The organism is Burkholderia cepacia ATCC 25416 (assembly GCF_001411495.1).
Lineage (GTDB): Bacteria > Pseudomonadota > Gammaproteobacteria > Burkholderiales > Burkholderiaceae > Burkholderia > Burkholderia cepacia.
The window spans coordinates 1,872,836-1,889,333 of record NZ_CP012981.1; the positions used below are offsets into that span (position 1 = coordinate 1,872,836).

A 16,498-nucleotide genomic window follows, 5' to 3' on the forward strand; every position below is an offset into this window, starting at 1 on the left:
GCTATCTCGGCCGGGCGTTTTTGCATGTGCAGCAAACGGGCTCGCCCGCGGGCCCGTGCCGTACCGGCGCCGGCCCGGCCTGCGCCGCCCTCGTTCCAGGAGTCGAATCAAGTGGCTGCCCCTCTTAGCGGAAACGGATCCGGCGCTGCCGCCGCACGGCGTACGTCGCCGATGTCGGCCTTCGCCGATCGCTGGATCCCGAAGCTCGTGCTTGCGCCGAGCGTCGCGATCGCCGTGGTGTTCATCTACGGCTTCATCCTGATTACCGGCTATCTGTCGCTGACCAATTCGCGGCTGTTGCCGAACTACGAATTCGACGGCTTCGGCCGTTACACGGACCTGTTCCAGAACGACGTGTGGTGGACGTCCGCCGCGAACCTCGCGTGGTTCGGGATTCCGTTCATCGCGATCTGCGTCGCGCTCGGGCTGTTCCTCGCGATCCTGCTCGACCAGCGGATCCGCAACGAAGGCGCGCTGCGCGCGATCTTCCTGTACCCGATGGCGCTGTCGTTCATCGTCACGGGTACCGCGTGGCAGTGGATCCTGAACCCGGGCCTCGGCCTCGAGAAGGTGATGCACGACTGGGGCTGGACGAGCTTCTCGTTCGGCTGGCTCGACGATCCGGACAAGGCGATCTTCTGCGTGGTCATCGCGGCCGTGTGGCAGTCGACCGGCTTCGTGATGGCGCTGTTCCTCGCGGGGCTGCGCGGCGTCGACAGCGAGATCTTCAAGGCCGCGCAGGTGGACGGCGCGACGCTGCCGACCATCTACCGCAAGATCGTGATCCCGAGCATGCGCCCGGTGTTCTTCTCGGTGCTGCTGATCCTCTGCCACATCACGATCAAGACCTTCGACCTCGTCGTCGCGCTGACGGCGGGCGGGCCGGGCACGTCGTCGTCGCTGCCGGCCATGTTCATGTACACGTTTTCGTTCAACCGCGGCCAGCTCGGGCTCGGCGCGGCATCCTCGGTGATGATGCTCGCGACCGTGGTCGCGGTGCTGGTGCCGCTGATGTATATGGAATCGAGGAGCACCCGCAATGCAGCCTAAGATGACGATCAGCCGGGCAGTGATCTACGCGGCACTGATCCTGTTCGCGCTGTATTTCCTGTTCCCGATCTACGTGATGCTGTCGACGTCGTTCAAGGATCTCGACCAGCTGCGTACCGGCAACCTGCTGACGCCGCCCACCAGCTGGACCGTCGACCCGTGGGTGAAGGCATGGAGCGGCGCCTGTACCGGCGTGCGCTGCGACGGGATGAAGCCGTTCTTCCTGAACTCGCTGCAGATGGTGATTCCGGCTGTGCTGATCTCGTCGCTGATCGGCGCGTTCAACGGCTACGTGCTCACGCACTGGCGCTTTCGCGGCGCCGACGCGCTGTTCACGATGATGCTGGTCGGCTGCTTCATCCCGTTCCAGGTGATCCTGCTGCCGATGGCGCGCCTGCAGGGGATGCTCGGCCTCGCCAACACGATTCCGGGCCTCGTGTTCGTGCACGTCGTGTACGGGATCGCGTTCACGACGATGTTCTTCCGCAATTTCTACGTGAGCGTGCCGGCCGAACTCGTGAAGGCCGCGCGCATCGACGGCGCGGGCTTCTTCACGATCTTCACGAAGATCCTGCTGCCGGTGTCGCTGCCGATCTTCATGGTGTGCCTGATCTGGCAGTTCACGCAGATCTGGAACGACTTCCTGTTCGGGATCGTGTTCTCCGGCGTCGATTCGATGCCGATCACGGTTGCGCTGAACAACCTCGTCAACACGTCGACGGGCGTGAAGGAGTACAACGTCGACATGGCCGGCGCGATCATCGCCGCGCTGCCGACGCTGCTCGTCTACATCGTCGCCGGCCGCTATTTCGTGCGCGGGCTGACGGCGGGCGCGGTGAAGGGGTAAGCGCGGCTTCATCCGATACGACGAACCGGCCGCGCCTCGCGCGCGGCGCATCGAAACGAACCCGACGCGGCGCCGGAGTGCGCCGCGCGAGACGAGACAGAGGATTCACAGCATGGCAAGCCTTTCCATCCGTGACGTGTACAAGACCTACCCGAACGGGGTGCCGGTCCTGAAGGGTGTCGACATCGAGATCGAGGACGGACAGTTCCTGATCCTGGTCGGCGGCTCGGGCTGCGGGAAATCGACGCTGCTCAACATGATCGCCGGGCTCGAGACGGTCACGAGCGGCGAGATCTGCATCGACGGCAAGGTCGTCAACGACCTGTCGCCGAAGGATCGCGACATCGCGATGGTGTTCCAGTCTTACGCGCTGTACCCGTCGATGACGGTGCGCGAGAACATCTCGTTCGGCCTGAACATCCGCAAGGTGCCGAAGAGCGAACAGCAGCAGATCGTCGACCGCGTGTCGCAGATGCTGCAGATCCAGCACCTGCTCGACCGCAAGCCGGGCCAGCTGTCCGGCGGTCAGCGCCAGCGTGTCGCGATGGGCCGCGCGCTCGCCCGCGATCCGTCGCTGTTCCTGTTCGACGAGCCGCTGTCGAACCTCGACGCGAAGCTGCGCATCGAGATGCGCGCGGAAATCAAGCTGCTGCACCAGCGCCTCGGCACGACGATCGTCTACGTGACGCACGACCAGATCGAGGCGATGACGCTCGGCGACCGGATCGCGGTGATGAAGGACGGCGTGGTCCAGCAGTTCGGCGCGCCGCAGGAGATCTACGATTCGCCGTCGAACCTGTTCGTCGCGGGCTTCATCGGCGCGCCGCCGATGAACTTCATCAACGGCAAGCTGGTCGAGCAGGGCAGCGGGATCGCGCTCGAGATCGACACGGGCCTCGCGCGCAGCGCGCTGAACCTGCCGTTCGACGCGAAGCGGATGAACGGCCACGTCGGCCGCGAGGTGATCCTCGGGCTGCGTCCGGAGCGCATCACCGATGCGCGCAACGCACACCACGGCGAGGCGTCGAAGCTGCAGCCGATCGACGTGCGCGTCGACGTGACCGAGCCGACCGGGCCGGACACGCACGTGTTCGCACAGGTGAACGGCAAGCGGATCGTGAGCCGCGTGCATCCGGCCGCGAACCCGCAGCCGGGGCAGACGCAGTCGCTGCTGTTCGACGTGTCGAAGGCCGTGCTGTTCGATCCGGCGTCGGAAGAGCGGATCGCGTGAGGCAGCGTTCGCGCTGAACGAAGAAGGGGCCGTCTCGACGTGAGCGGCCCCTTTTGTTTCTGGCGATGCGTCCGGCGTTGCGGCGGCGCTCAGTGCGGCAGCCGCACGTCGAACTTGAAGGTCGCGAGCCGCGCGACGAGGATGAAGCCGGTCGCGAGCAGCACGCTGTACACGGAATCGAACTGCAGCCACACGAGCAGCAGGTAGAACCAGCAGCCGACGAACGCACAGGTCGCGTACGGCCGCGAATCGCGCAGGATCAGCGGGATGTCGTTGCACAGCACGTCGCGGATGATCCCGCCGACCACGCCGGTGATCACGCCCATCATCACCGCGATGAAGCGCGGCATCTCGGCATCGAGCGCGATCGCCGTGCCCGAGATGCTGAAGATCCCGAGCCCGATCGCATCGGCGACGAGCAGCAGCCGCTCGGCCGACAGCCGCGACAGCATGCGCAGCACGAACGGCGCGAACAGCGCGAGCACGAAGATCGCGATCACGTAGTCGTCGTGCACGACCCAGTAGAACGGGCGGCGCTCGAGCAGGATGTCGCGCAGCGTGCCGCCGCCGAACGCGGTGGCGAGCGCCACGACGAACGTGCCGACCGAGTCGAGACGGTTCTTGCGCGCCTCGATGAAGCCCGAGATCGCAAAGGCCAGCGTGGCGATCGCCTCCAGTACCGCGATCGCGAGCGTCAGCCTAGGATGCGGCACGCGGCCCCCGGTCGGCGGGTGCCGCGAACGGCTGCAGCAGGACCAGCACCGCGCCCGCGCCGCCGTCGTGGCCGCGCGCCTCGCAGAACGCGATCACTTCTTCCTTCTGCACGAGCCACGCGCGCACCTTGCCCTTCAGCACGGGTTCCTTGCCGATCGAGCCGAGCCCCTTGCCGTGGATCACGCGCAGGCAGCGCAGCCCTTTCTTGCCGGCTTCGCGGATGAACTCGGCGAGCGCGTCGCGCGCCTCGTCGCGCCGCATCCCGTGCAGGTCGATCTGCGCCTGCACGATCCACGCGCCGCTCCTCAGCTTGCGCACGACGTCGCGGCTGATGCCGGGGCGGTGGTAATACAGCGAGTCGTCGCTGTCGAGCAGCGTCTCGGGATCGAATTCGTCGGACAGCGTCGCGTTCAGCACGGCTTCCTCGTCGCGCTGCGTCTGCTTCGGCACCGGGTCGGGCGGCGTGCGGCCGGCTGCCGCGCGCGGCGGGGCATTGAGCGGCTGGATCGCGCCGATCTCGTTGCGGAACAGGTTCGCGTCGGCTTCCGCCTTGCGCTCGGCCTTGGCCGTTTCGACGCGTTGGCGTTCGCGGCGATCGGCTTCGCCTTGCAGCGACTTGCGCAATGCGCCGAGGCCCGCGAGCCCCTGGCCGCGCAATGCGGCGGGATCGGGCGCGGGCGCCGGCGCGACGGGCGCGGGGTTCGCGGGACGGGCGGCGATCTGCCGCTTCGCGGGATCGCTCGGATGGGGCTGGTTCTTCGCCATGATTCGGTACACAGGGCAGGCGCGTTCGGGCGCGCGGGCAAAAAAAAGCCGCTGCACGGCGGCAGCGGCTTTCCGGTCGAGCCCGCTTCGCGGCAGCGGACGCCATTGTAGCGCCCGGCGCGAGCGGTCTCGCGGCTTACTTCTTGTCGTGCAGGCTTTCGAGGTAGCGCTGCGCGTCGAGCGCGGCCATGCAGCCCGTGCCCGCGCTGGTGATTGCCTGGCGGTACACGTTGTCCTGCACGTCGCCGGCGGCGAACACGCCCGGCACGCTCGTCGACGTCGCGTTGCCGTGCAGGCCGCTCTTCGTCAGGATGTAGCCGTCCTTCATCTCGAGCTGGCCCTGGAACAGGTCGGTGTTCGGCTTGTGGCCGATCGCGACGAACACGCCCTGCACGCTGAGGTCTTCCGTCGCACCGGTCTTCACGTTCTTGATGCGCAGGCCCGTGACGCCCGAATCCTCGCCCGTCACTTCGTCGAGCACGTGATCCCACTTGATCACGACGGCGCCTTCCTTTTCCTTTTCCAGCAGGCGGTCGATCAGGATCGGCTCCGCGCGGAACTTGTCGCGGCGGTGGATCACCGTGACCTTCTTCGCGATGCCCGTCAGGTAGAGCGCTTCCTCGACGGCCGTGTTGCCGCCGCCGATCACCGCGACTTCCTGGCCGCGATAGAAGAAGCCGTCGCAGGTCGCGCAGGCCGACACGCCCTTGCCCATGAAGTGTTCTTCGGACGGCAGGCCGAGATACTGCGCGGACGCGCCGGTCGCGATGATCAGCGAGTCGCACGTGTATTCGCCCGAGTCGCCGATCAGGCGGATCGGCTGCTCGTGCAGCTTCGCGGTGTGGATGTGGTCGAACACGATTTCGGTGTTGAAGCGCTCGGCGTGCTCGAGGAAGCGCGCCATCAGCTCCGGACCCTGCACGCCTTTCGCGTCTGCCGGCCAGTTTTCGACGTCGGTCGTGGTCATCAGCTGGCCGCCCTGCGCGATGCCGGTGATCAGCACCGGGGACAGGTTGGCACGTGCCGCGTAGACGGCAGCCGTGTAGCCGGCGGGGCCGGAACCGAGAATCAGGACTTTGGCGTGTTTGGGCGTGGACATGTGCGAATCCGTAAAAGTCGGCTGCGGCGGGCGGGGTAGGGCTCGCCGTACGATCCGGGTTGACCGGGATGCCGTCATAGATGGGTATCAGACGCGCATTATAAAGGCCCCGTTGCTGCGTTGCCGAACGAGAGTTTCAATCGCGGCGATAGTGTCTCGCGGCGCAACGGTCGCGCATGCGGGGCGGGCGGGGCGAGGCACCCGCCCGGGGCGGCGCGGCTGCGGGCGGCCGGCCGGACCGTGCACCGGAGTGAAAGGGCGGAAAGGGCCGCCGCGGAGAGCATGCGCCGCGCCGGCCGTACCCCGGCCCTGTTATGTAACCGTCATTTACACTTGGCGGCCCGGTGCAGCGCTTACAATATGCGGGATCGAACGACAGGCGGGCGCGCAGCCCGTCCTCTTTATACGGATTCATGGCAAAAGCTCCTTATTCCGCCCAGGCACAGGCGTTGCCGCACCGGATGTCGAAGCTCCTCACGGAGATCCGCTGGATTCTCCAGGTCGCGCTCTGCGCATTTCTGGTGATGGCCCTGCTGAGCTACAGCCGGCGCGATCCGAGCTGGACGCACGCCGCCCAGGTGGACCACATCTCGAACTGGGCCGGCCGCGTCGGCGCCTGGACGGCCGACATCATCCTGCTGCTGTTCGGCCTGTCGGCCTACTGGCTGATCGTGCCGCTCGCGCGGCGCATCGCCGTCAACTACCGCCGCATCACGCGTCACGAGGCGGTCGTGGACGAACCCGAGCGGCCGATCGGCTGGCTCACCGAAATCTTCGCGTTCGTGCTCGTCGTGCTGGCGTGCGACGGCATCGAGGCGCTGCGCATGTGGTCGCTGAAGGTGCAGTTGCCGCGCGCGCCGGGCGGCGTGATCGGCGAGGCCGTGGCGGGCGCGATGTCGCACGCGTTCGGCTTCACCGGCGGCACGCTGCTGTTGCTGATCCTGCTCGCGATCGGCCTGTCGCTGTATTTCCGCTTCTCGTGGCTGTCGGTCGCCGAGCGCGTCGGCGGCGCGATCCTGTCCGCCGTCAATGTCGCGAAGCTGCGCCGCGAGGCCGAGCGCGACCGCAAGCTCGGCGAGGCCGCGGCCGTGCGCCGCGAAGGCAAGGTCGAAGAGGAACGCGTGCGCATCGAGGATCACGAGCCCGTGACGATCGTGCCGCCGGTCGTCACGCCGGCGAAGTCCGAGCGCGTCGAGCGCGAGCGCCAGGTGCCGCTCTTCACCGACCTGCCGGGCGATTCGACGCTGCCGCCGGTGTCGCTGCTCGACCCCGCGCCGAAGGCGCAGGAGGCGATTTCGGCCGATACCCTCGAATTCACGTCGCGCCTGATCGAGAAGAAGCTGAAGGATTTCGGCGTCGAGGCGAGCGTCGTGGCCGCGTATCCGGGCCCGGTCGTCACGCGCTACGAGATCGAGCCGGCCACCGGCGTGAAGGGCAGCCAGATCGTCAACCTCGCGAAGGATCTCGCGCGCTCGCTGTCGCTCGTGTCGATCCGCGTCGTCGAGACGATTCCCGGCAAGAACTACATGGCGCTCGAGCTGCCGAACCAGCGCCGCCAGACGGTGCACCTGTCCGAGATCATCGGTTCCGAGGTGTACGCGGCCGCATCGTCGGCGCTCACGCTCAGCCTCGGCAAGGACATCGGCGGCAAGCCGGTGTGCGCGGATCTCGCGAAGATGCCGCACCTGCTGGTCGCCGGTACGACCGGCTCGGGCAAGTCGGTCGGGATCAACGCGATGATCCTGTCGCTGCTGTATAAAGCGACCGCCGAGCAGGTGCGCCTGATCCTGATCGATCCGAAGATGCTCGAAATGAGCGTCTACGAAGGCATTCCGCACCTGTTGTGCCCGGTCGTCACCGACATGCGCCAGGCCGGCCACGCGCTGAACTGGACGGTCGCGGAGATGGAGCGCCGCTACAAGCTGATGAGCAAGCTCGGCGTGCGCAACCTCGCGGGCTACAACAACAAGATCGACGAGGCCGCGAAGCGCGAGGAGAAGCTGCCGAATCCGTTCAGCCTGACGCCGGAAGATCCCGAGCCGCTCGGCCGCCTGCCGAACATCGTCGTGGTGATCGACGAGCTGGCCGACCTGATGATGGTCGTCGGCAAGAAGGTCGAGGAACTGATTGCACGGATCGCGCAGAAGGCGCGCGCGGCCGGCATCCACCTGATCCTCGCGACGCAGCGTCCGTCGGTCGACGTGATCACGGGCCTCATCAAGGCGAACGTGCCGACCCGGATCGCATTCCAGGTGTCGTCGAAGATCGACTCGCGCACGATTCTCGACCAGATGGGCGCCGAATCGCTGCTCGGGATGGGCGACATGCTGTACCTGCCGCCGGGCAGCGGGCTGCCGGTGCGCGTGCACGGCGCGTTCGTCGCCGACGACGAAGTGCACCGCGTCGTCGAGAAGCTCAAGGAGCAGGGCGAGCCGAACTACGTCGAGGGCCTGCTCGAAGGCGGCACCGCCGACGGCGACGAGGGCTCGGCCGGCGCGGGAACCGGCGAAGGCGGCGGCGAGTCTGATCCGCTGTACGACCAGGCGGTCGAGATCGTCATCAAGAACCGCCGCGCGTCGATCTCGCTCGTGCAGCGGCACCTGCGGATCGGCTATAACCGCGCGGCGCGGCTGCTCGAGCAGATGGAGCAGTCGGGGCTCGTGTCGGCGATGTCGTCGAGCGGCAACCGCGAAATTCTTGTGCCGGCGCGCGACGCGGAATGAGTCCGCGGCGTTCGCGGCGCCGGCCACCCAGGGAGAAAACCGCAATATGCAGCAACATTCGTTCGCAATGTCCCTCCGTTCGACGCGGCGCTGGCTCGGCGCGGCGCTCGCCGGCGCATCGCTGATGCTCGCGGCGACGCACGCGTTCGCGGGCGGCACCGAGCAACTGAAGGCGTTCGTGTCGCAGGTGCGTTCGGCGAAGGGCGACTTCACGCAGCAGATCGTCAAGGCGCCGGCGAAGGGCGCGAGCGCCGCGCAGGCCGTGCCGAAGCCCACCGACAATTCGAGCGGCACATTCGTGTTCGCGCGCCCAGGCAAGTTCATCTGGACGTACCAGAAGCCTTACCAGCAGGTGCTGCAGGCCGACGGCGAGAAGCTCTACGTGTATGACCGCGACCTGAACCAGGTGACCGAGCGCAAGCTGAACGGCGCGCTGGGCGCGAGCCCGGCCGCGATCCTGTTCGGCAGCAACGATCTCGACAAGAACTACACGCTGCGCGATGCCGGCGAGAAGGGCGGCATCGAGTGGCTCGAGATGCTGCCGAAGGCGCAGGACACGCAGTTCCAGCGGATCGGCATCGGCTTTCGCAACGGCACGCTCGCCGCGATGGAGCTGCACGACGTGTTCGGCAACGTCACGCTGCTGACGTTTACGAACATCCAGACGAATCCGCCGCTGAAGGGCGATACGTTCAAGTTCGTCGTGCCGAAGGGCGCCGACGTGATTACCGGCTGACGGCGCCGCACGCCGTTTGTTCGCAACGGGCCTGCCGGCGACGGCAGGCCCGTGTTGTTTTCGGGCGCGGGCACCGGGCGCGGGCACTAGGCGCGGGCACCGGGCGCGGGCGGCAGGCACGGCGGTGCCGTCGCGCGGCTGTCATAATGTCGGGTCCGGCGGCCGGTTCGGCCGCGACTGTTTGATGTGGAGCGAGGGTTCATGTCCGATCTGTTTCAAGTCGAGCCGCGCCGGCCGCTCGCCGAGGCGCTGCGGCCGAAGACGCTCGCCGAGGTGATCGGCCAGACGCATTTGCTGGGCGAAGGCAAGCCGCTGCGGCTCGCGTTCGAATCGGGCAAGCCGCATTCGATGATCCTGTGGGGGCCGCCCGGCGTCGGCAAGACGACGCTCGCGCGGCTCACCGCGCTCGCGTTCGACTGCGAATTCATCGCGCTGTCCGCGGTGCTCGGCGGCGTGAAGGACATCCGCGAGTCGATGGAGCAGGCGAAGGACACGCTGAACCGCACCGGCCGCCACACGATCCTGTTCGTCGACGAGATCCACCGCTTCAACAAGGGGCAGCAGGACGCGTTGCTGCCGTTCGTCGAGTCGGGGCTCGTGACCTTCATTGGTGCCACGACCGAGAACCCGAGCTTCGAGGTCAATTCGGCGTTGCTGTCGCGTGCGCAGGTGTACGTGCTGAAGTCGCTGGACGACGACGAGATGCGCCAGTTGCTGAAGCGCGCACAGGAAATCGCGCTCGACGGCCTCGCGTTCGACGACAAGGCGATCGATACGCTGGTCGGCTATGCGGACGGCGACGCGCGGCGTTTCCTGAACCTGCTCGAGCAGGCGCAGACGGCGGCCACGTCGGCCGGCGTCGCGACGATCGACGCCGATTTCGTCAGCAGCGCGATGACGCTGAACGCGCGGCGCTTCGACAAGGGCGGCGACAACTTCTACGACCAGATCTCGGCGCTGCACAAGTCGGTGCGCGGTTCGAGCCCGGACGGCGCGCTGTACTGGTTCTGCCGGATGATCGACGGCGGCGCGGATCCGAAGTACCTCGCGCGGCGGATCGTGCGGATGGCGTGGGAAGACATCGGCCTGGCCGATCCGCGCGCGCTGCAGGTGGCGAACGACGCGGCCGAAACCTACGAGCGGCTCGGCTCGCCGGAAGGCGAGCTCGCACTCGGGCAGGCGGTGATCTATCTCGCGTGCGCGGCGAAGAGCAACGCGGGCTACAACGCGTTCAACCAGGCGATGGCGTTCGTGAAGCAGGACAAGTCGCGCGAGGTGCCCGTGCACCTGCGCAACGCGCCGACCAAGCTGATGAAGGAACTCGGCTACGGTCACGCCTATCGCTACGCGCACGACGAGCCGAATGCGTACGCGGCCGGCGAGACGTACCTGCCGGACGGGATGCGCGAACCGCGCTGGTACAAGCCGGTGCCGCGCGGGCTCGAATCGAAGATCGCCGACAAGCTTGCGTGGCTGCGCGAACTCGATCGCGAAGCCGGCAAGAAGGACTGACGGCGCGGCCCGGGGCGGCCGGCATGCTCGTGGCTCGCGTCAGCGCTTGCGTGCCGGCTGCTTCTTCCAGTAGTCGAACGGCTCCTGATGGCATTCGATGTCGAGTTCGGCGATGCGCGTGTGCAGGCTCGACTGCGCGTCGGCGATCGCGAGGTTGTAGATCACCGGGCCGATCTCCTCGACGAAGAAGTGCAGCAGCGCGCCGGCCTGGATATTGCCGATCGGCTCATCCATGTTTTCTGTGAAATAGCGTTGCAGTGACGCGATCGCGCGGTCGCGTATTTCCTTGTCCAGTTCGATGGCCATCGGCTTCCTTGGGGTGCTGTGACGTGGGGCGGGCGCCTTGCTCGATGCGCCGCCGCGGGCCCGCGCGGGCGTTTCGCGATCCGCGGCGCTTCGATGCCGCGCGATTTCGCGGGTGCCGACGGGCGGGCCGGCAACGCGATACTGCCATGGCCATCGCGCCACGGTCATCGCCCGTTTGCAGCATAGTCCGTCCGTCCAGTGCCTTGGCGGCCCTGCGGTGCGTTAGAATTCCCGTCTTACACAACGATTCTCCAAGTCCTCCCATGCTCGACATCCAGTTGCTGCGCAAAGACCTCGACGGCGTCGCGAAGCGCCTCGCCGATCGCGGCTACACCCTCGACATCGCCGCGTTCTCCGCCCTCGAAGCGGAACGCCGCGCGATCCAGACCCGCACCGAAGAGCTCCAGGCGCGCCGCAACAGCCTGTCGAAGCAGATCGGTGCGATGAAGGGCAAGGGCGAGGACACGTCGGCCGTGATGGCCGAGGTCGGCGGGATCGGCGACGAAATGAAGGCGGGGGAAGCCAAGCTCGGCGACATCCAGGCGCGCCTGTCCGACCTGATGCTCGGTATGCCGAACGTCGCGCATGAAAGCGTGCCGGTCGGCAAGGACGAAGCCGACAACGTCGAGGTGCGCCGCTGGGGCACGCCGCGCCAGTTCGACTTCGAGGTGAAGGATCACGTCGACGTCGGCACGCCGCTCGGCCTCGATTTCGAGACCGGTGCAAAGCTCGCCGGCGCGCGCTTCACGATGCTGCGCGGCTCGATCGCGCGCCTGCACCGCGCGCTCGCGCAGTTCATGATCGACACGCATACGCAGCAGCACGGCTACACCGAAGCCTATACGCCGTACATCGTGAACCCCGAGATCCTGTACGGTACGGGCCAGCTGCCGAAGTTCGCGGACGACATGTTCCGCGTCGAGAAGGGCGGCGAGGAGAACAAGGTCACGCAATACCTGATCTCCACGTCGGAAATCTCGCTGACGAACACCGTGCGCGAGTCGATCGTCGAAGGCTCCGCGCTGCCGATCAAGCTGACCGCGCATTCGCCGTGCTTCCGCTCGGAAGCCGGTTCGTATGGCCGCGACACGCGCGGGATGATCCGCCAGCACCAGTTCGACAAGGTCGAGATGGTGCAGGTCGTCGCGCCGGATGCGTCGTACGCGGCGCTCGACGAGATGGTCGGCCATGCGGAAGCGATCCTGCAGAAGCTCGGCCTGCCGTACCGCGTGATCACGCTGTGCACGGGCGACATGGGCTTCTCGGCCGCGAAGACGTTCGACCTCGAAGTGTGGCTGCCTGCGCAGAACACCTATCGCGAGATCTCGAGTTGCTCGAACACCGAGGCGTTCCAGGCGCGCCGGATGCAGGCGCGTTTCCGCAACGCACAGGGCAAGCCGGAACTCGTGCATACGCTCAACGGTTCGGGCCTTGCGGTCGGCCGCACGCTCGTCGCGGTGCTGGAGAACTACCAGAACGCGGACGGCTCGGTCACGGTGCCGGAAGTGCTGCGTCCGTACATGGGCGGCATCGAGCGTATCGACGCGCCGGCACAGGCGTCGTAAGGTCGCGCGCCGGCGATCGCTTCAAGCCCTCGCAAAAAAATTTGCAAAAAGGGCTTGTGAGATTCGAAGAGATCGTTCTATAATCTTTTCTTTCGCGGAAACGACCAAACGCGAAATGCAGTAAAGCAGCAAGGAAGGAGAGGTGGCAGAGTGGTCGAATGTACCTGACTCGAAATCAGGCGTACGGTTTCCCCGTACCGTGGGTTCGAATCCCACCCTCTCCGCCAAAATACGAACCCCTTGATCCGGAAGGATCAAGGGGTTTTTCGTTTTGGGCTTGCTAAATCGTGTGTCGCAAGGCGTTGCGGTGGCAACAGCATCGACCATCGATGCATCGGAATGTGCCGAATGCGATAGCGACCGTGTTCCATACGTCTTGCTGCGCAGTGGGCAGCGTCGGCAGTTCAGTCTGTCCGGATCGCGGGGGGACGCGTGTCGCCGCCGCGAAGGAGATCAAGGGGCTCATCGAGCAGTCGACGCAGCGGGTTGACGAAGGCGCCGTGCTGATCGGCCGAGCGGGCGAGTCGATTCACGAGATCGTCGATGCGGTGCAGCGCGTCACGACGATCGTCGGCGAGATCTCGTCCGCGTCGCAGGAGCAGAGTCAAACTGTGGCCGGATATTGCGCGAGCACCCGGGCGCGGATCGACGGCTTGATGTTCGATTGCGCCATGTTGCCGCCGTAGTGCGCGACCACCCGCGGGTTCATCACGCGATACCAGAGCGGCGGCACGTACGCGAACAGGATCATCGTCGCGTAGCCGGCCGGCAGTTGCGGCGAATCGTCGAAGTGGCGCAGCGCCTGATACGAGCGCGTCGGATTCGCGTGATGGTCGGCGTGCCGCTGCAACTGGTACAGGAACAGGTTGGTGACGACGTGATTGCTGTTCCACGAATGCTGCGGCGTGCAGCGTTCGTAGCGGCCGTTCGGCAGCTTGCGGCGGCCGAGCCCGTAGTGCTCGACGTAGTTCACGACTTCGAGCAGCGACGCGCCGTAGACGGCCTGGATCACGAGGAACGGGATCACGACCTTGCCGGCCATCGCGATCGCGATGCCCCACACGACGACGGTCATCGCCCATGCGTGCAGCACCTCGTTGCGCCAGGTCCACGGCGAATGCCCGAGCCGTTCGAGGCGGGCCTTCTCGAGCCGCCACGCGGAGCGGATGCTGCCGGTCACGGTGCGCGGAAGGAAGGCCCAGAACGATTCGCCGTAGCGCGCGCTCGCCGGATCCTCGGCCGTCGCGACACGTACATGGTGACCGCGATTGTGCTCGACGTAGAAATGGCCGTATGCGACCGGCGCGAGCGTGATCTTCGCGAGCCAGCGCTCGAAGCGGTCGGTCTTGTGCCCGAGTTCATGCGCGGTGTTGATCGAGATGCCCGTCGCGGCGCCGAGCGACAGCGCGAAGCCGACGTAGTCGTACCAGGCGAGCGCGTGCGTGCCGACGATCCATACGCATGCGAAGAACGCGACGTATTCGACGAGGGTCGCGAGATAGACGATCAGCCGGTAGTAGCGCTCCCGTTCGAGGTGCGGCACCACGGCCTCGGGCGGATTGTCGCGATCGTCGCCGATCAGCGTGTCGAGGATCGGGATCACGCCGAACGCGAACAGGGGGCCGAACCACCAGAACACGTGCAGGCCCGTCGACAGCGCGAGCTGGGCGGCGAGAATCGGCAGCGTGATCGTCAGCGCGCCGAGCAGCCACAGGTAACGCTTGCCATCCGACCAGCCCGAAGCCGATCCGTCGGTCATTGCCATTGTCTCCCTCCTGCCGGCCGGCCCGAAGGCGGCCGCCTGTACGGTTGTTCGAATTCTCGTTGGCCCGCGACGCACGCGCGGTTGAACCGGATCGTCGTCCGGCTCTGCCTGTTATACGACCCATGCGCACGCTTGCCAAACTCCGGCACTAGGCGTGCGGCTCCAAACGGCGGCGCGCGTGCGGCGCAGGCAGGGAAGGGCCCGCACACGCCGATTGAAACATGCGGGAATGACCGGATCGGCCCGCGCGGGCGGCAGGTTTGTCAGACGGATGGCGTGCCGTGACGAGGATTGGCGCCGACGCTGCAGGTTCGCAACAAATGTTGCATCGCAATATGCGGAGCGGGATGGCGACCCATGTCGCTTGCTTCGGCGTTACCAATATTACGAATCATTACGCCCTTCATGATGAAATTCACGGGGCCCGACCTGCGACTGCCTCTTGCCGCAAGGCGACTGCTGCCAGGCGTCGAATGAAGCCGTCACGGTGGTCATCCGTTTGCCGCGTCGATGCGCCGATGCTGCACCTGCACACGGGCTGGCCGCATGGCCGCCCGCAGTGCCTGCCGCCTTTCGATTCGCGCTGCCATTTGAAAATTACGATTTGACTCATGCCCCGCTTTCGGTTGAAGCTAGTAGCTTGCTGTCCGAAGGGGGCTGTGCCTGCATGAGTTCGACCTTGACCGTTCGTCGTATCGTTGCCGACCAGGGCGGCGTGTATCGCGAACTCCGCGCTGCATCGCTGCGCGAGCCCTACGCGCCCGGCGAAGCGCCGGAGGCCGAATTGCTGAACGTCGAAACGGACGCAGCGTCGGCGATTGCCGCGCAGCGCGCCGTGTCCGACGAGTCGACGACTTTCCTGCTGTATACCGAAGGCCATCCGGCCGGCATGATTGGCGCGTATTTCGACAATACGCCCGATCGGCGTGCGTTCGTCAGCGAGCTGTGGGTCGCGCACGCGGTGCGCCATCTGCGCGGCGGCGTGCTGCTGCTGGAGACGGCCACCGCCTGGCTCGCCGAGCGCGGCGCCCAGGACGTCTACGCGTGGATTGCCGATGCGAACCGCAACGCGATCCGCTTCTACGAGCGCGCGGGTTTCGGCAACACCGGCGAACACGCGCCGATCGCGCGGATGCCCGGCGCGATGAAATCGCTGTACGTGTCGCAGGTGAAGCACTGACGCGACGTCAGAACGCGGGCCGCGCGGCGCGATGAAGGTCCGGTCGCCCGCTTGCCAGCCCGCTTTCCGGTTGCGCGCCCGCCCGGGCCGCTGCAACCCGGTTCCCCAAAAATAATGGCCGCGCGCGTGGACGCCTGTAAAATACGCAAAAAATTTTTGCAGAGTGTCCATGTCGCTTAAAAAATCGCCATTCTTCGAGCTGCGCAGCGGATCGGTCGACACGTTGCTGTTCACCGTGAAGACGACCGATCTCGATGCGTTGCGTACCGAACTGGTCAAGCGCTTCGAAGCGACTCCCGAGTTTTTCGCCGACGATGTCGTCGCGATCGACGTCCGCCGCCTGGCGGACGGCGAACGCGTCGCGCTGGCGGACATCCGCCAGATGCTGAACGACGTGCGGATGCGCCCGGTGGGTGTCGTCGCGCTGGCCACGCAGGGCTGGGCGGGGGAAGCCGGTCTGCCGTTGCTCGAGGCGCGCGATCGCCGCGCGCCGGCCGCGAAACCGGCCGAGGGTGCGGAGGCGTCGCCGGTCGCCGAGGCCGTCGTCGCAGCAGCAGCCGCGGCGGCGCCCGAGCAGGCGTCCGGGTCGGTGCCGGTGTCGAACCAGCCGGGCGGCCAGACGCTCGTGATCGACCGGCCGTTGCGTTCGGGGCAGCAGATTTACGCGAAAGGAGACCTCGTGGTGCTCGCGCCGGTCAGTCACGGCGCGGAGATCATCGCGGAAGGCAATATCCACATCTACGCGCCGTTGCGCGGCCGCGCACTCGCGGGCGTGCACGGCAATCACGACGCGCGCATTTTCTGCACGTGTCTCGAGCCGGAACTGATTTCGATCGCGGGTATCTATCGAACAACCGAGAACCCGTTGCCCGCCGATGTACTGGGGAAAGCGGTGCAGATCCGGCTCGAAGAGGAAAAACTGATGATTGAACCGCTGCGCCTGACGTAATACACGCGGTGCGCTCCGGATCGATCGGCTCTCATTGACGAACACAGGGTATTGGG

General features: G+C 66.4%; 14 protein-coding genes, 1 tRNA gene and 1 pseudogene. 11 read left to right on the forward strand and 5 right to left on the reverse strand.

Going from position 1 to position 16,498, the window contains the following annotated elements:
• The first annotated feature begins 111 nt into the window (after positions 1-111).
• The 3 genes from APZ15_RS08510 (at position 112) to APZ15_RS08520 (ending at position 3,128) form a co-directional block, all read left to right on the forward strand.
• Entirely contained in the window at positions 112-1,050 is a 939-nt protein-coding gene (locus tag APZ15_RS08510) for a carbohydrate ABC transporter permease (protein ID WP_027788122.1), read from the forward strand.
• A complete protein-coding gene (locus tag APZ15_RS08515; RefSeq protein ID WP_006476648.1) occupies positions 1,040-1,897 on the forward strand; it encodes a carbohydrate ABC transporter permease in 858 nt (285 codons plus the stop codon). Before APZ15_RS08510 ends, APZ15_RS08515 begins: the two co-directional genes overlap by 11 nt.
• Before the next feature lie 112 nt (positions 1,898-2,009).
• Complete coding sequence (locus APZ15_RS08520) at positions 2,010-3,128, forward strand: ABC transporter ATP-binding protein (protein WP_021163438.1); 1,119 nt, start codon at positions 2,010-2,012, stop codon at positions 3,126-3,128.
• A gap of 89 nt (positions 3,129-3,217) precedes the next feature.
• Here APZ15_RS08520 and APZ15_RS08525 read toward each other — a convergent pair whose 3' ends face one another.
• The 3 genes from APZ15_RS08525 to trxB all read right to left on the reverse strand — a co-directional run bounded on the left by APZ15_RS08525 (position 3,218) and on the right by trxB (position 5,706).
• On the reverse strand, positions 3,218-3,841 hold the full coding sequence (locus APZ15_RS08525; protein ID WP_027788121.1) for a trimeric intracellular cation channel family protein: 624 nt from the start codon (positions 3,839-3,841) through the stop codon (positions 3,218-3,220).
• Complete coding sequence (locus APZ15_RS08530) at positions 3,828-4,607, reverse strand: Smr/MutS family protein (RefSeq protein ID WP_027788120.1); 780 nt, start codon at positions 4,605-4,607, stop codon at positions 3,828-3,830. The genes APZ15_RS08525 and APZ15_RS08530 overlap by 14 nt, the downstream gene beginning before the upstream one ends.
• Positions 4,608-4,743: 136 nt before the next feature.
• Positions 4,744-5,706, reverse strand: a complete 963-nt coding sequence (trxB, locus tag APZ15_RS08535) for a thioredoxin-disulfide reductase (protein ID WP_021163435.1) — start codon at positions 5,704-5,706, stop codon at positions 4,744-4,746.
• 413 nt (positions 5,707-6,119) lie between these two features.
• Between trxB and APZ15_RS08540 the strand changes: the two genes are divergently transcribed.
• The 3 genes from APZ15_RS08540 to APZ15_RS08550 all read left to right on the forward strand — a co-directional run bounded on the left by APZ15_RS08540 (position 6,120) and on the right by APZ15_RS08550 (position 10,677).
• The gene (locus APZ15_RS08540; RefSeq protein ID WP_021163434.1) at positions 6,120-8,429 is read left to right on the forward strand and encodes a DNA translocase FtsK; all 2,310 of its coding nucleotides are present in this window, start codon (positions 6,120-6,122) and stop codon (positions 8,427-8,429) included.
• Between the two features lie 46 nt (positions 8,430-8,475).
• The gene (gene lolA / locus APZ15_RS08545; RefSeq protein WP_027788119.1) at positions 8,476-9,165 is read left to right on the forward strand and encodes an outer membrane lipoprotein chaperone LolA; all 690 of its coding nucleotides are present in this window, start codon (positions 8,476-8,478) and stop codon (positions 9,163-9,165) included.
• Between the two features lie 201 nt (positions 9,166-9,366).
• Positions 9,367-10,677 carry a replication-associated recombination protein A gene (locus tag APZ15_RS08550; RefSeq protein WP_027788118.1) on the forward strand — a complete coding sequence of 437 codons (1,311 nt, stop codon included), beginning with the start codon at positions 9,367-9,369 and terminating at the stop codon, positions 10,675-10,677.
• A 39-nt stretch (positions 10,678-10,716) separates the two neighbouring features.
• Here the strand turns inward: APZ15_RS08550 and APZ15_RS08555 are convergent, their stop codons facing one another.
• Positions 10,717-10,983, reverse strand: a complete 267-nt coding sequence (locus APZ15_RS08555) for a DUF2164 domain-containing protein (protein ID WP_021163431.1) — start codon at positions 10,981-10,983, stop codon at positions 10,717-10,719.
• Between the two features lie 263 nt (positions 10,984-11,246).
• Between APZ15_RS08555 and serS the strand changes: the two genes are divergently transcribed.
• The 3 genes and pseudogenes from serS to APZ15_RS38990 all read left to right on the forward strand — a co-directional run.
• Positions 11,247-12,548, forward strand: coding sequence for a serine--tRNA ligase (serS, locus tag APZ15_RS08560; RefSeq protein ID WP_021163430.1), 1,302 nt, complete (start codon positions 11,247-11,249; stop codon positions 12,546-12,548).
• 136 nt (positions 12,549-12,684) lie between these two features.
• Positions 12,685-12,775 (forward strand) — tRNA-Ser (locus APZ15_RS08565).
• A 210-nt stretch (positions 12,776-12,985) separates the two neighbouring features.
• Positions 12,986-13,153 (forward strand): annotated as a pseudogene (locus tag APZ15_RS38990) (methyl-accepting chemotaxis protein); the annotation flags it as partial.
• On the opposite strand, the gene APZ15_RS08575 reads toward APZ15_RS38990, so the two are convergent.
• A complete protein-coding gene (locus APZ15_RS08575) occupies positions 13,153-14,313 on the reverse strand; it encodes an alkane 1-monooxygenase (protein WP_027788117.1) in 1,161 nt (386 codons plus the stop codon). The pseudogene APZ15_RS38990 and the gene APZ15_RS08575 sit on opposite strands and share 1 nt — an antisense overlap.
• Positions 14,314-14,851: 538 nt before the next feature.
• Here APZ15_RS08575 and APZ15_RS08580 point away from each other — a divergent pair.
• The gene (locus APZ15_RS08580) at positions 14,852-15,493 is read left to right on the forward strand and encodes a GNAT family N-acetyltransferase (protein ID WP_226113008.1); all 642 of its coding nucleotides are present in this window, start codon (positions 14,852-14,854) and stop codon (positions 15,491-15,493) included.
• A 169-nt stretch (positions 15,494-15,662) separates the two neighbouring features.
• Positions 15,663-16,442: a septum site-determining protein MinC gene (gene minC, locus APZ15_RS08585; RefSeq protein ID WP_027788115.1), complete on the forward strand. Its 780-nt coding sequence runs from the start codon at positions 15,663-15,665 to the stop codon at positions 16,440-16,442.
• Positions 16,443-16,498: the final 56 nt, after the last annotated feature.